Consider the following 13,435-nt stretch of genomic DNA (forward strand, 5'->3'; position numbering starts at 1 on the left):
ACAAAATAAAAAACCGGACCCGTCTGTCCGATGGTTATATTTTATCCCATAAGCCGTATTCCATTCACAACAATGTTCTACCTGTAAATTAATATAATCAACAATTAAACGGTACCAGTAAAAGCAAATGGCGCCCTTATTTTGTTTCCGTCTGTGATACTTTGGCGAGGTATCACCTTCATCGAGTCGATGATTTCGAGGTAACCTATTATTAAAACTACTCAATCCGACAGGATAAACGGGATTTCGCAGCAGGAAAAAGAAGGAATAGAGCGAAATCAGACTTAAGATTAGGTGAAACTCATAATTTTCAAGTAGGTTTAAAGGCGGTACTGCGAATGGAACGTAAGTTGCGCTATGTTTGGTGGTTTGTGATCGTGGGTTTTGTGGTTTTTGCCATTTGGAGGCTCTTTCTACCTCATGGTTCCAATGCTTATCTTCAGAAAACAGCTTCAAACCGAGAGATTGTCGTTTACGTAACTGGTGCAGTTGAGAAACCGGGACTGGTTCATTTAAATTCAGATGCACGCTTGGATGATGCCCTAAAGCAGGTATCTCCGTTGCAAGAGGCTAACCTTGAGAGTATGAATCCTGCGGAAAAACTTAAGGATGGACAGAAGGTATCTGTGCCGTACAAGAGCCCCCCTCTTGCTCAAGGGTCTGCGGTTATTGGTAATCCGAATTCGGCGGGTGTTAGTCCTGCTTCACAATCTGTTCCAACTCCTGCAGCCAGCCCAACGACGGCTGCTAATCCTGCATCGGTTGCTGTACCAACACCCAGCGGAGGAAAGATTAACATTAATACTGCTGGCGCGGCTGAGCTGGACAAGCTCTCGGGGGTTGGTCCGGCATTGGCGGAACGGATTCTTCAATATCGAGCAGAACATGGGTTGTTTGCCAGGGCTGAGGACTTGAAAAACGTTTCAGGGATTGGGGACAAAACGTATGAGAAGATGGCTGCACAAGTGACGGTTAGCCCATGAAAGATCCCTGGATAGGACGAGCGGTGGCCCTTCTGGTCGGTGGGCTTTGTGGTGCATATTTACCGGAAGAAGTACGTTTTTTTGTTTTCGGGATTCTGGTCATGCTCGGGGTACGCTTTGTATTTTGGCGACCCCGTGATTTTTTTGGCCGAGTGTTTCGCCCTGAGATTCTTTTGCTTGGAGTAAGCCTCTTGGTTGGCTTTGCATATGGGGCTTTAGCGGAGCGCACATTGCCAGAGCCTCTTATCTTGGACCATGTCGATATTATAGGTCAAATCAAAGACTGGAGTAGTTCTGAGGATAAGCTCGTGGGGGTTCTGCGTGTTGAGCAAGGTGAAGGCGGCGCGACGAAAAGTAGTGGGGATTCTTCTGCTAATTCTGGGCAAGAGCTAAAAGGTCAGACATATCGCCTGACGGTTTATGCTGATAAATTGGGTCAGATACCAGGGGAGTGGAAGCGAGTTCAGCCTGGGGATCGCATTAGTTTTCAAGCGCACTTGGAACGGCCGAAACCTCTTGGCACACCTGGTGCGTTTGATCTGCGGCTTTACGACGGAGTGAGGGGTTTAAGTGGTTCAATAAGCGCACAAGGGGGTGTGGTACTTCTTTCAGCGGGGGAGCCTAGTTTGACCTGGAAAATTCGCCAACAGGTTAGAAATCAGCTTCAGCCCTGGGAGCCGGAAGATACGGGAGTCTTAGAGGGCATTTTCTTCGGAGATTCTAGTCGTATTCCGGAGTTGGTTCAAGAACGCTACAAAGTGACAGGCGTGCTGCACGTCTTTGCAGCTTCGGGATCCAATGTGGCCTTTGTGCTGGGGCTGTCTTGGCTGCTCCTGAGTTTTTTGCCGCAACAACTAAGGATTGGCGGAACAATCTTGATCCTTTTGCTTTATGCGGCACTTTGTGGGGGGAATGCTCCGATTGTCAGAGCGACTATTCTGGGAATCGCTGTTCTGCTTGGGCGTTTGGGGCGGGGAAAAGTGGCTACGCTGCGTTGGCTGTTCTTTGCCGCAGTATTGCTGTTTGCTCAGAATCCCTTAATAATTCAGGACCTTGGATTTCAGCTTTCCTTTGCCGCTACCTGGGGGATTGTTGTACTAACCCCTTGGATTCTTAAGGGAAAGTGGCTTGAACACATCCCAGCTCTTGTTCGTTTTGCTGTTGCTGGTACACTGGCAGCGCAAGTAGCCACCCTTCCCCTTTTGATCTCTGCCTTTCATCGATTATCGTTGATCGGATTTTTTGCGAATGTCTTTATCCTTTTTATCTTAGGTAGTGTGCTGGAAGTGGGGCTCATCGGGGTTTGCCTCTCTTTCTCAGGGGTGTTGTCTGCCCCGCTTTTTCAGGTGAGTTTATGGCTGCTAGGCGGGACGAATGCTATTCTGAAAATGTTGGCTGAATTACCCTACGCCGATGTTTGGGTTATTAACCCGGGGTCCCTCTTCTGGTTAATTTGGTACGGTGGACTTGGAACTGTCCTCTGGGGGCGTAAACGCGTAATTTTTATAGCAAAGGGGAGGTTCCTTCGGCTTAGAAGAGGGTTGAAAACATTCGCCGCGGAGATTATTGAACGATGTCCTTGGGGAATTTGTCGACCATTGCTGTGTTTGAAGGCGAAAATGCCGTTTTGGCTAATAGGCAAAAATGGATTACCGGTTCGCTTTGCCGGTATAATGCTGATTGTTCTCTCCCTGTGGAGTCCTTGGAATTCGCGGAATGATTTAGAAGTGACCATGATCGATGTGGGTCAAGGAGATTCAATCTTAATTCGGACGCCTAAGAACCATGCTATATTGCTTGATGCAGGACCACGTAGCGAACGGTTTGATGCCGGGGAGCGAATTGTTCTTCCTTACTTATTGCGAAGCGGAATTGGACATTTGGATGCAGTACTGATCACCCATGAACATCAGGATCATATCGGGGGAGTCCGGGCAGTAGTGGCTAATATCCCGACAGATTGGGTAGGGGTACCTGCAGTGGGGGACCGATTGAAAAGTGAGGAATGGAAGGTAGGTCTTCCCTTCGAGCTAACTAATCAGGCTGATCGGTTACGAATGCTTCAGTTGGGAGATCGGATCGATCTTGATTCGGGGGCTTGGCTTGATGTGGTAGGTCCACATCAGGTGCTCGAAGGGACGCATTCAGATCAGAATAACAATTCCTTGGTACTAAAGCTTAACTATTTAGGGCAAAGCATTTTGCTGACGGCAGATATGGAGCAAGAAGAAATGACCGACATCGCTGAAACGGGTGTGGATTTAGAGACTAACATTTTTAAAGAGCCGCATCATGGGAGTCGGTTTTCCCTTGTTCGGCCTTGGTTAGATGCTATTCATCCTCAAGCTGTATGGATCTCTGTAGGGAAAAACACGTTTGGCCATCCTTCGTTAGAAGTATTGCAGTATTGGGAAGATCGACACATTCCAGTTTATCGGACAGATGAACACGGAACCCTACGGCTTCTGTTGGGCAAACGCGGAGTGGAAATCATTCCTGGTCGGTAATGTAGATAATGAGGAAATTTCAAGTTTATTTCCAAAAATTATTGTATAGATGTATAAAAAGGAAGAGTTGGGCAACAATAACAAGGAACATCTCTTTTCTCCTCCTCTTTCTTTTGCCCCTTCACGATCTCAGGAACGTGGAGGGCTTTTTTTATGTATTGCTTCCATGGCGTTTGCAAATGGCATCAGGAGGAATAAAATAGCGCTCTGGCTTTTTTGAGGAGTGTCCTTTAAAATGGGTACTGGGGGTGTTTGAGATGCGTGAAATTGAACGAATTAAGGAAAACGTAACAAGGGGGAAAATACCGGCTGTTCATTTGTGGTATGGAGAGGATCGCTTCTTAATTCAAGAGGCATTAAAAGTCCTTAAGTCGTTCTATTTCATGACGGACCCTTCCGGAAGCGGAATCGAAGTTGTTTCCGCAAAGGAGTTGTCTCCAGCAACCATTTTAGAACGGGCCAATACGATGTCCTTCTTTGCGAATCGTCTCCTGATCGTTGAAGAGGTGCCCTATTTTCAGGACGGTCAGGGGGCCGACTTGGAACTATTCTTGGATTATTTCTCCAACCCTAACCCTGCTACCAGTCTCCTTTTCATTGCTGAAAGTGTGCACAGGGGAAGAAAATTTTATAAAGCGCTTGACCGTACTGGAGAGATCGTGGAATTCTGCGCGCCGAAACGATCGCAGGATTGGCTTGCCTGGGTTCAGTCGGAATTAAAGGCACGAGGGAAAACGATGGACGCTCAGGTTATGTCTCAATTTATTGAATGGGCAGGACATCATACCGGCGTTTTAAGCCAGGAATTAGATAAGCTCGTGATTTATTCTCAGGATCGCCAAAAAATAACGGAAGAAGACATTAAAGCCATTACAACCCGTACGATTGAGGCAAGCGTCTTTGATCTTTTGGATGCTGTGGCAGGTCGGTCCTCTTCAAAAGCTTTGCAGACATTACATAAGGTGCTGCGTGAAGAGCATCCTTTGAAGGTTTTGACATTGCTGGTTCGTCAAGTACGGCTTCTTTTGGGTTGTAATGCCTTGCGAAAGCGTGGCGGGAATGTGGCAGAGGCTCCTTCTGCGCTAGGAATTTCACCCTATGAAGCACAAAAAGTCTGGCAACAATCTTTAAAGTTATCATCGGAAAAACTAGCTAAGGCGTTGACCGAGTGCTTGAAGACCGATTTGGCATTAAAGACTAGTGGCGGGGATCCGGGACTTTTGTTGGAGATGATGATTATAAGGTTTTGTGGGGAGGAAGGGGAGTCAGTTTATTAGCCCGTTCGCACACGCTGCATCGCTATTCGCTTGATGCTAAAGCTAAAACACAAAACCTATAGGCTATTCTTGCCGCATGCTATGCCATCCTTGGCACCGCGGCATCAGTCCATCTCGGCATCTTGCCATCCATGGCGATGCTCTAACCGGACGGTTCCGTGGCGCGGGTCTGGGATAGACGATACTGTCTCGTTCATATTTAAAAAAGGCCACAAAAAAAGAAAGCGCATTTTCGCTTTCTTTTTTTGTGGCCTTTTTACCCGACTTGGGCAAAATGCTTGCTGAATCTTCTCGTGAGACGAGATTTCTTGCGAGCTGCTAGGTTCTTATGAATCAAACCCTTGGAGGAGGCTTTATCCAAAGCACGAGTAGCCTTTTTCAAAGCGAGTTCAGCAGCCTCGGAATCCTTGCTGATTGATTCTTCAAAACGGCGTAGAATAGTCCGTAAGTAAGATTTAGCAGAGGCATTCTTAATCGTGCGAGCTTTTTCCAACTCAACCCTTTTGATCGCGGATTTAATGTTTGGCACTAATAGTCACCCCCTTTGGTTAAAATAATCCTTGAATTGTACACAAACTACATTTTAACATCAGGTTTGAAATTTATCAAGGGAATATAGGAAATAAATGATATAAATAAATTTTCCTATTTTGTTTACACTATGTTTGTATCTGAAAAACACTTTAGCAATGAAGTGAGAAATAAAAACGATGGGAGGTCTTTCAATGTTAGGGATGATTGTACGGTTTGTTGTTTCGGCTGTGGTATTACTTTTGGTAAGTTGGATTGTTCCTGGACTTCGGGTGGCTGGTTTTACTGGAGCTTTGATTGCTGCCGTAGTGATTGCTCTATTGGGCTATGCTATTGAAAAGGCGTTCGGAAACAAGATTTCGCGGATGGGACGGGGATCGGTTGGATTTATTACGGCTGCTGTGGTAATTTATTTTAGCCAATTTCTTATCCCAGGCTACATTTCAGTCTCCATTATTGGTGCTTTGTTAGCTTCCCTAGTCATTGGGATTGTGGATAGCTTTGTCCCAACGACACTCCGTTAGTATCTACCTAATCTCTTCGCCCTTTAACACATTTTAAACGAAAAATATCTTTTTTGTTCTACCTAGGACTTGTCCTTCATACTTCTTCTATAAGAGGAAGGGGGGGCAAGTCCTTTGTTACGAGAAGATTTTTATCATCGCCAAAAGAAACGTTTTAGAATTTGGAAATTTAAAGAATGGATAAGGGGATTTCTTCTGGGATGTGCAAGTCTTTTGATTATCATGGGATTGGTCTATGCTCTCAGAAGTGGGAGTTCCCGTCAATTGATCGGTTTTCTGGCGCAACAGTCGTTTCCGTTTGAAGCAATTTTAATGGAAGGAGCTCCGGGCTATTCCCAGCCGGAGCGCGCACGCGTGGATTTGACAAGGCATCAAGGCGCAGCAGTGGGTATGTTTTTATTAACGGGTGTCAATGTTTCTGATCCTCGAACATTTTTTTTAGGCTATTTTTCTCCACCTCCTCAAGGGCCTGTTTGGTTAGGGTGGGCTTACAATCCTAATGACCCAGAGTTTGAGGGTCCCATTCTTGAACCAATTGAGCCTCCAAAGCCAGAGGAGAACACGGCTGTGAATCCCCCAGTAGAACCAGATCCAGGGGCAAAGGGAGTTATTGTGGGGATTTATAATACTCATAACAGTGAAAGCTATGCTGGTGATGGAGGTCCAGAACGACGGCAGGGGGAAAACGGGGATGTCGTGACAGTAGGGGAAACGTTAAAGAAAGCTCTCGAACATAATGGTATCGGTGCAGCTCACTCATTGCAAAAACATGATGTTGTGGATTTCATGAAAGCCTACGGAGAGTCTGTGAAAACGGCGACCCAAATGACCAAGGATTATCCTTCTATGAAGGTTTTGATTGACGTTCATAGAGATGGATTCCCTCCGGGGGTTCCAAAGTCGACGACCACGATAAATGGACAAAAGGTCAGCCAGGTATTGGTTGTCATCGGCAAGAAGAATCCACATTGGCAAAAGAATGAGGCGTTAGCTAAAGAACTTATGGCTATAGCAGAAAAAAAATATCCTGGTCTCTTTTCGCCAAACATCAGTTATGCGGCAGATGCGCGGTATAATCAACATCTTTCTGACGGTGGGTTGTTATTGGAGTTTGGTAGCCAATTAAATACCCTAAGCGAAGCTAATGGCGCGGCGGAGGCTGTGGCAGAGATTTTGGCAGAATGGTTGAAGAAGTGACGCATTGGGGGAGGAAGTGTCTTAGTCCGTTCGCACACGCTACATCGCTATTCGCTTGAAGCCACGGCTAAACCGCAAAACCTCAGGGCTTTTCTGGCCGCATGCTATGCCATCCTTGGCGCATGCGGCACTAGGAACATCCTGTTCCGTCGCATGTGCGCCGCTCCTTGCCATCCTTGGCACCGCGGCATCAGTCCATCCATGGACAAGTCCCGTTGCGTTTTTTGACGCCTAGGCGTCTGCGCTCATTGACGCGATTCCGCTAAAGTGACTCTCTAAGCTAAGAAACTTCCTCGGGCTGGGGTCGACGGGGGGGACGAAGGCTGTTTGCGTCTTTTGACGCAAAGGCGCTGGGAGCCGGGCGATGGGCTGTTTACGTTTTTGAGGAAGTGTCTTAGTAGGATTTTGGGTTGGGCGGGGGTTAGGACGCGAGGGGGTTGGCGGGCTGCTGTTGCGTCTTTGACGCAATGTGCACGGAGGTGTATATGACGATGTTTGCTTTTACTCTCGCTTTTATCGTCTCGCGAAAAATGCTATAATGCGGGAGGTAGATTAGGACGATGGGGAGAAGGGGTTAGCTCAAATGTCATCAACCAACCGCACACTTGTGAAAGCGGCCGGATTTTTAATGGCGGCCCAATTGGCTTCGCGAATTTTAGGGTTTTTGCGTGAATCTCTTATGGCCGGTTTCTTTGGTCAGGGTAGCACGACGGATGCTTATAATACTGCATTTGTTCTTCCGGATTTATTATATTGGTTACTTGTGGGTGGAGTTTTAAGCGCTGCTTTTATTCCTGTCTTTTCTGAATATATTGCGAAGGGAAAAGAGGAGGAGGGCTGGCGCGTTGTCAGCTCGGTTGTGAATTTGATTTTTCTCACGCTTGGTTTGTTGATCTTCGTGGGACTTATTTTTACTCCTCAGTTTCTCCGTTTGATGGTTCCGGGGTTTGTTAAGACTGGCAATATAGGCATGGCGACCTATTTGACTCGAATTCTTTTAATCCAGCCGTTGTTTATGGCCTTAAGTGGCATAACGATGGGCATCCTGAATTCTTATAAGATTTTCTGGCCTTCTGCTTTGGGGACTGTGCTCTATAATGTGTCTGTTATTTTGTTTGGGACGATTTTGGCAAATCCGGCTAAACCCAATAGTATTTCTGGATTTGCTTTTGGGGTCGTTGTTGGAGCGTTTGTTAGCTTTGCAGTACAAATCCCTTCTTTGAGGAAAGTAGGGGTGCGTTACTACCCCATTATTGACTGGCACAATCCCGGTGTTCGCCGAATCGGGGCTCTTGCTGTTCCCATTATCATCAGTTACTCCTTAAATCAAATTCAGGTCGTGGTTAATAATAACTTCGGGTCGTCCTTACTCCCGGGGAGTATCACTGCCGTTTGGTATTCATATCGTCTTTTCCAATTGCCAGTGGGAATTTTCGCTTTAGCTATTGCAGTAGCTACCTTTCCGACGATGACAGAACAAGCGGCTTTAAAACAATGGGATAAACTTCGCCAAACGATATCTCAAGCCGTTCGTATGGTTATTTTTATCACTCTGCCGATTTCGGTCGGTATGATCGTTTTGCGCTATCCTCTTATACGAGTCTTGTTTCAACATGGGCATTTTACTGCCCAAGATACTTTGACCACGGCGATTCCATTGTTGTATTTTGCTCTTGGGATTTCTTCGCAGTCCGTAATTCAGATTCTCCCCCGGGCTTTTTATGCACTTCAGGATACTTGGACTCCGGTTATTCTGGGGGTTATCTCCATGGTCATCAATATTTTGGCGATGGTTTTACTGATTCATCCTCTTGCACATGGTGGGTTGGCTTTTGCCACGACTATCGCTGCTTTTGCGAATATGTTGCTGTTGCTTTATGTGTTGCGTAGACGGTTAGGTCGAATCGATGGTTGGGCTATGTTTTGGACAAGCGTAAAATCTTTAGTTGCGTCACTCCTCATGGCGTTGGTGATTTGGGCGTGGAGTGGATTGCTGACCCCGTTGATCGGTATCCGCACGATGGCTTCGGTGATCATATTGATGACTGGAACAGGAATTGGAGTGGTGGTATTTGCAGGGATGGCAAAACTTTTGAGAATGGAAGAGTTTACACAGACGATGGGTTTAGTGAACCGTAAGATTGGAAAACGTTAGTGATCCCGCCATGGATATTGTCTTAGTAGCTAAAATGTAATGGGAGAGCTTCATATTAGGCAAAATGATGTTTGATTTATGTGAAGGAAAATAATACAGTATTATAACAGATAGGGGCATTTTACATAGTGACAAATTACAAATTGTAATGTAATATAGTCAATAACAGTTAGTTGAGCATTTGGGTGTCAAACATCTGGTTTAGTATTCGGCAACGAAGCCGTCAAGATATCTTTCGATATCTGGCGGCTTTTTCTGTTTTTATTTGAAAGGGAGGGGACGCTTTGCAAGAGCCTAAAACGGTTAGAAAAAGACGACCTTCCTTGGAACGTTCTGCAATACGTCTAGCCTTAACAGAGACAAGGGAAGATGAGGATAAGCTTAAGAAATTCCTTCTCGAAGCTTATGATATGCGAAGTGGCGTGACGGAAATAGGAGGAACCGAAACAAATCTTCAACATACTGGAAAACTAACGAATTCGGTCATGGCAACAGCCTTTAACACTGGTGTCATCCCAAAAGAGGCTCGGAAGATTCACGCATTGATACATGCGACCTTGGAAGCCAGCAACAGTGTTTTCATTCATAACAATAGTAATGCCAGTTATGTTCTGAAGATCGGTTTAACGACAGACACAGAATGGATTGCTGTAGCAATTTATGGACGTTCTTCCCTTCATCCTCTATTAGAACATGCTCGTGTAGGATTGGGATTTATGCATCTTTGATTAGAGCAAGATTAAGAGTGTCAAGTGATTAGTGTTGTTGATTGTTTAGAGTGATAGAGTACCCAGTGGAACAGAATCTTTAAATGCGTACAATTTCATAACCGGGCACCAAATCTATGGATGATTTGGAGCGGAAAAGTGTTTTAGAGAGCCCTTAATTATAAAAAATTAAGGGCTCTCTTTGTCTTTTTCTATAGGACCATTAGACAGTAGGATATCAGCTAATTAAGGGAGGTGATGCGATGGCGTTATATTCAAGCCCTTGTGAAAGTACAACTTTTTGGAGTGTCACTTCTCGCCATCCTTGGCTACAGGGACACTCGGCCTTCACGGCGCTTTGCCATCCTTGGCAGCGCTCTAATCTCAAACGTCCTGTTTGAGTCATGGCCAGCGTATATTGACCCAAAATTAAAGGAGGATGAACCTAATGAAAATGATTAGAGCAATTGTAAGACCTGATAAAACGGAAATCGTCGCTGAGGCCTTAGCACAAGCTGGAATGCCATCGTTGACAAAAATGCATGTCTTTGGTCGAGGTAGAACAAAGGGTATTCGGATCGGTGACGTAGTTTATGATGAATTTCCCAAGACCCTTCTTCTCTTAGTTGTTGAAGACGAAAAGTTGGACGAAGCTATTTCGGTAATTCTCGAAAGTGCCAAAACCGGAACCATGGGGGATGGCAAGGTCTTTGTAACTGAAGTGGAAGAGGCGTACACCGTGAGTAAAGGGACAAAGGGGTTGTAGAAATGAAGGAAATCATGACTTTAATTCGACGCCATAAGGTGCCTGAAACAAAGAAGGCTTTTGAGGACGCGGGTTTTCCGGCTCTAACCATTCAAAGTGTTGAGGGTCGTGGGAAACAGGGTGGCATAGGGGGTTGGGCAGCAGAGATTGACCCGGAATTGAATTCAGTGATGAGTGCAGATCTAGCGGATGATACCAAATTCAATTGGATTCCAAAGCGGTTATTAACGATTGTGGTACAGGATGACCAAGTTAAAGACGTAGTCGACGTGATTATTAAAGCCAATCAGACAGGGCACATGGGAGACGGTAAAATCTTTGTCTGTCCTTTGAAGGAGGTTATTCGCGTTCGCACTGGGGAAGTCGGTCGTGAAGCAGTCGTTTAGAGCGAGATGTGTGAGGATTTTAAGTGAAAAGTTGAAAATTAAGGATTAAGAGTCGCTAGTAAAGAATTTGATTTATTTTGGTTAAGGAGATGTATTGACATGAGACAAATTGCAATATACGGCAAAGGCGGTATCGGAAAATCGACGACAACCCAAAACACGGTCGTCGCCCTAGCTGAAATGGGGAGAAAAGTTACTATTGTTGGCTGCGATCCTAAAGCTGACTCCACGCGCTTGATTCTTCACAGTAAAGCGCAAACGACCGTTATGGACTTAGCTCGTGAACGGGGGACTGTCGAGGATCTAGAGCTGGATGAGGTTTTAGTAGAAGGGTATTTAGGGGTTCGTTGTGCAGAATCTGGGGGTCCAGAACCAGGGGTTGGGTGTGCTGGTCGAGGGGTTATTACGGCTATTAACTTTTTAGAAGAGAATGGGGCGTATACATCAGACACAGATTTTGTCTTTTACGATGTTCTAGGTGACGTGGTTTGCGGTGGATTTGCAATGCCGATTCGTGAAAATAAAGCTAAAGAAATTTATATTGTAACGTCTGGTGAAATGATGGCGATGTATGCAGCCAACAATATTTCAAAAGGAATTTTAAAGTACGCGCAAACTGGGACTGTTCGTTTAGGAGGCTTGATCTGTAATAGCCGTCAAACCGATAAAGAAAACGAATTAATCGAAGCCCTGGCCAAATCCTTAAATACTCAAATGATTCACTTTATGCCTCGGGATAATGAGGTGCAACGCGCTGAAGTTCGCAAAATGACCGTTATTGAATATAACTCAACCCATAAACAAGCCGATGAGTATCGAACCTTGGCCAAAAAAATTGAGAATAATACCATGATGACCATCCCGACGCCGCTTTCCATGGATGCCTTGGAAGATTTAATGATGGAATTCGGGATCTTGGATATGTAATGTCGATTAGCGATTGAGATATGAGGGAGGACAGCGTTATGAGCACAAAGGAGACAATAGATTTCCGAAAACAAGTCGTGGAAGAGGTTTTGGAGATTTATCCGGAAAAGGCCAAAAAGAATCGGAGACAACATATTGCGGTCAAAGATAGTGAGTGTGCAAGTTGCGCAGTCAAATCCAATGCGAAAACAGTCCCTGGTATCATGACCGCACGGGGATGTGCCTACGCAGGGGCTAAAGGGGTTGTTTGGGGTCCGGTTAAGGATATCGTGCATATTTCCCATGGACCGGTCGGATGTGGCTATTATTCTTGGGGTAACCGCCGGAACTTAGCAGAAGGTGAAATCGGCGTTGACAACTTTGTACCTTTTTTATTCACCTCGGACTTCCAGGAAAGCGATATTATCTACGGTGGGGACAAAAAGCTGGAAAAAATCATCCATGAGGTCGTTGATCTTTTTCCAAATGCCAAAGGAGTTTCTGTTCTTTCGGAGTGCCCTGTCGGACTGATTGGAGATGACATTGAAAGTGTCGCTCGCCGCATGAGTGAAGAACTTGAACTTCCAGTTATCCCGGTTCGTTGTGAAGGGTTTAGGGGAATAAGCCAGTCCCTTGGCCATCATATCGCTAATGATGCTATTCGGGATCATCTTTTAGGTAAAGGCCCAGCAAGAGAAATTGGACCGTACGATATCGGAATTATCGGCGATTATAATATTGGTGGAGATGCCTGGGCCAGTAAAAAGATTCTAGAAGAAATGGGCTTGAAAGTTGTAAATATTTGGACGGGAGACTCCACGATGGAAATGCTTCAGAACGGACATCTGGTCAAACTTAATTTGATCCACTGTTTCAGAAGTATGAATTACATTGCTAAACACATGGAAGAAACTTATGGAACCCCCTGGATGGAATTCAACTTCTTCGGACCGACTAAAATTAAGGAGTCAATTCTTAAAATTGCAGCCCAATTTGATGCAAGTATCATGGAAAAAGCACTAAAAGTGATCGAGAAATATGAACCACAGATGCAAAAAGTGATCGAGAAATATCGTCCACGTTTAGATAAAAAAACCGTTATGCTTTATGTAGGAGGCCTTCGCCCGAGGCATATTGTGGGAGCTTATGAAGATTTGGGCATGGAAGTTATCGGAACGGGTTACGAATTTGCTCATAATGAGGATTACGAGAAAACCATTCCTGCATTAAAAGAGGGAACGTTGATTTATGACGATGTGACTGCTTTAGAGCTCGAAGAGTTCGTCAAGAAGCTAAAACCTGATTTAGTGGGATCGGGGATCAAAGAGAAGTATGTCTTTGAGAAAATGGGTCTTCCCTTCCGTCAAATGCATTCTTGGGACTACTCAGGCCCTTATCACGGATACGAAGGATTCCCTATTTTTGCCAAGGATATGGATATGGCCATAAACAGCCCGACCTGGAAATCAATCAAAGCCCCTTGGTCAAAATAAATT

General features: G+C 45.2%; 14 protein-coding genes. 12 read left to right on the forward strand and 2 right to left on the reverse strand.

The window, feature by feature from the left end; all coding sequences use genetic code 11:
* Positions 1-338: 338 nt before the first annotated feature.
* The 3 genes from E4K68_RS09965 (at position 339) to holA (ending at position 4,767) form a co-directional block, all read left to right on the forward strand.
* A complete protein-coding gene (locus E4K68_RS09965) occupies positions 339-983 on the forward strand; it encodes a helix-hairpin-helix domain-containing protein (RefSeq protein ID WP_135378788.1) in 645 nt (214 codons plus the stop codon).
* Positions 980-3,490, forward strand: a complete 2,511-nt coding sequence (locus E4K68_RS09970) for a DNA internalization-related competence protein ComEC/Rec2 (RefSeq protein ID WP_135378789.1) — start codon at positions 980-982, stop codon at positions 3,488-3,490. Before E4K68_RS09965 ends, E4K68_RS09970 begins: the two co-directional genes overlap by 4 nt.
* A gap of 257 nt (positions 3,491-3,747) precedes the next feature.
* Entirely contained in the window at positions 3,748-4,767 is a 1,020-nt protein-coding gene (gene holA, locus E4K68_RS09975; RefSeq protein WP_135378790.1) for a DNA polymerase III subunit delta, read from the forward strand.
* A gap of 256 nt (positions 4,768-5,023) precedes the next feature.
* Here the strand turns inward: holA and rpsT are convergent, their stop codons facing one another.
* On the reverse strand, positions 5,024-5,296 hold the full coding sequence (gene rpsT / locus E4K68_RS09980; protein ID WP_135378791.1) for a 30S ribosomal protein S20: 273 nt from the start codon (positions 5,294-5,296) through the stop codon (positions 5,024-5,026).
* A gap of 196 nt (positions 5,297-5,492) precedes the next feature.
* Between rpsT and E4K68_RS09985 the strand changes: the two genes are divergently transcribed.
* The gene (locus E4K68_RS09985) at positions 5,493-5,822 is read left to right on the forward strand and encodes a phage holin family protein (protein ID WP_135378792.1); all 330 of its coding nucleotides are present in this window, start codon (positions 5,493-5,495) and stop codon (positions 5,820-5,822) included.
* 114 nt (positions 5,823-5,936) lie between these two features.
* Positions 5,937-7,019, forward strand: a complete 1,083-nt coding sequence (locus tag E4K68_RS09990) for a stage II sporulation protein P (RefSeq protein ID WP_135378793.1) — start codon at positions 5,937-5,939, stop codon at positions 7,017-7,019.
* A gap of 39 nt (positions 7,020-7,058) precedes the next feature.
* Here the strand turns inward: E4K68_RS09990 and E4K68_RS20805 are convergent, their stop codons facing one another.
* Positions 7,059-7,202: a hypothetical protein gene (locus tag E4K68_RS20805; RefSeq protein ID WP_206751204.1), complete on the reverse strand. Its 144-nt coding sequence runs from the start codon at positions 7,200-7,202 to the stop codon at positions 7,059-7,061.
* Between the two features lie 400 nt (positions 7,203-7,602).
* On the opposite strand from E4K68_RS20805, the gene murJ reads away from it, so the two are divergent.
* From murJ to nifD, 7 genes are all read left to right on the forward strand, one after another.
* On the forward strand, positions 7,603-9,174 hold the full coding sequence (gene murJ / locus E4K68_RS09995; protein ID WP_135378794.1) for a murein biosynthesis integral membrane protein MurJ: 1,572 nt from the start codon (positions 7,603-7,605) through the stop codon (positions 9,172-9,174).
* 284 nt (positions 9,175-9,458) lie between these two features.
* Positions 9,459-9,902 (forward strand): HutP family protein, encoded by a 444-nt coding sequence (locus E4K68_RS10000; protein ID WP_135378795.1) that lies wholly within the window; start codon positions 9,459-9,461, stop codon positions 9,900-9,902.
* A 237-nt stretch (positions 9,903-10,139) separates the two neighbouring features.
* Positions 10,140-10,343 carry a hypothetical protein gene (locus E4K68_RS10005; RefSeq protein WP_135378796.1) on the forward strand — a complete coding sequence of 68 codons (204 nt, stop codon included), beginning with the start codon at positions 10,140-10,142 and terminating at the stop codon, positions 10,341-10,343.
* Positions 10,330-10,647 (forward strand): P-II family nitrogen regulator, encoded by a 318-nt coding sequence (locus E4K68_RS10010; RefSeq protein ID WP_135378797.1) that lies wholly within the window; start codon positions 10,330-10,332, stop codon positions 10,645-10,647. Before E4K68_RS10005 ends, E4K68_RS10010 begins: the two co-directional genes overlap by 14 nt.
* Before the next feature lie 2 nt (positions 10,648-10,649).
* Positions 10,650-11,033 (forward strand): P-II family nitrogen regulator, encoded by a 384-nt coding sequence (locus tag E4K68_RS10015; protein ID WP_135378798.1) that lies wholly within the window; start codon positions 10,650-10,652, stop codon positions 11,031-11,033.
* Positions 11,034-11,132: 99 nt separating this feature from the next.
* A complete protein-coding gene (gene nifH / locus E4K68_RS10020; RefSeq protein WP_135378799.1) occupies positions 11,133-11,960 on the forward strand; it encodes a nitrogenase iron protein in 828 nt (275 codons plus the stop codon).
* 38 nt (positions 11,961-11,998) lie between these two features.
* Positions 11,999-13,432, forward strand: coding sequence for a nitrogenase molybdenum-iron protein alpha chain (nifD, locus tag E4K68_RS10025; RefSeq protein ID WP_199241739.1), 1,434 nt, complete (start codon positions 11,999-12,001; stop codon positions 13,430-13,432).
* Positions 13,433-13,435: the final 3 nt, after the last annotated feature.

The organism is Desulfosporosinus sp. Sb-LF, from assembly GCF_004766055.1.
Taxonomy (GTDB): domain Bacteria; phylum Bacillota; class Desulfitobacteriia; order Desulfitobacteriales; family Desulfitobacteriaceae; genus Desulfosporosinus.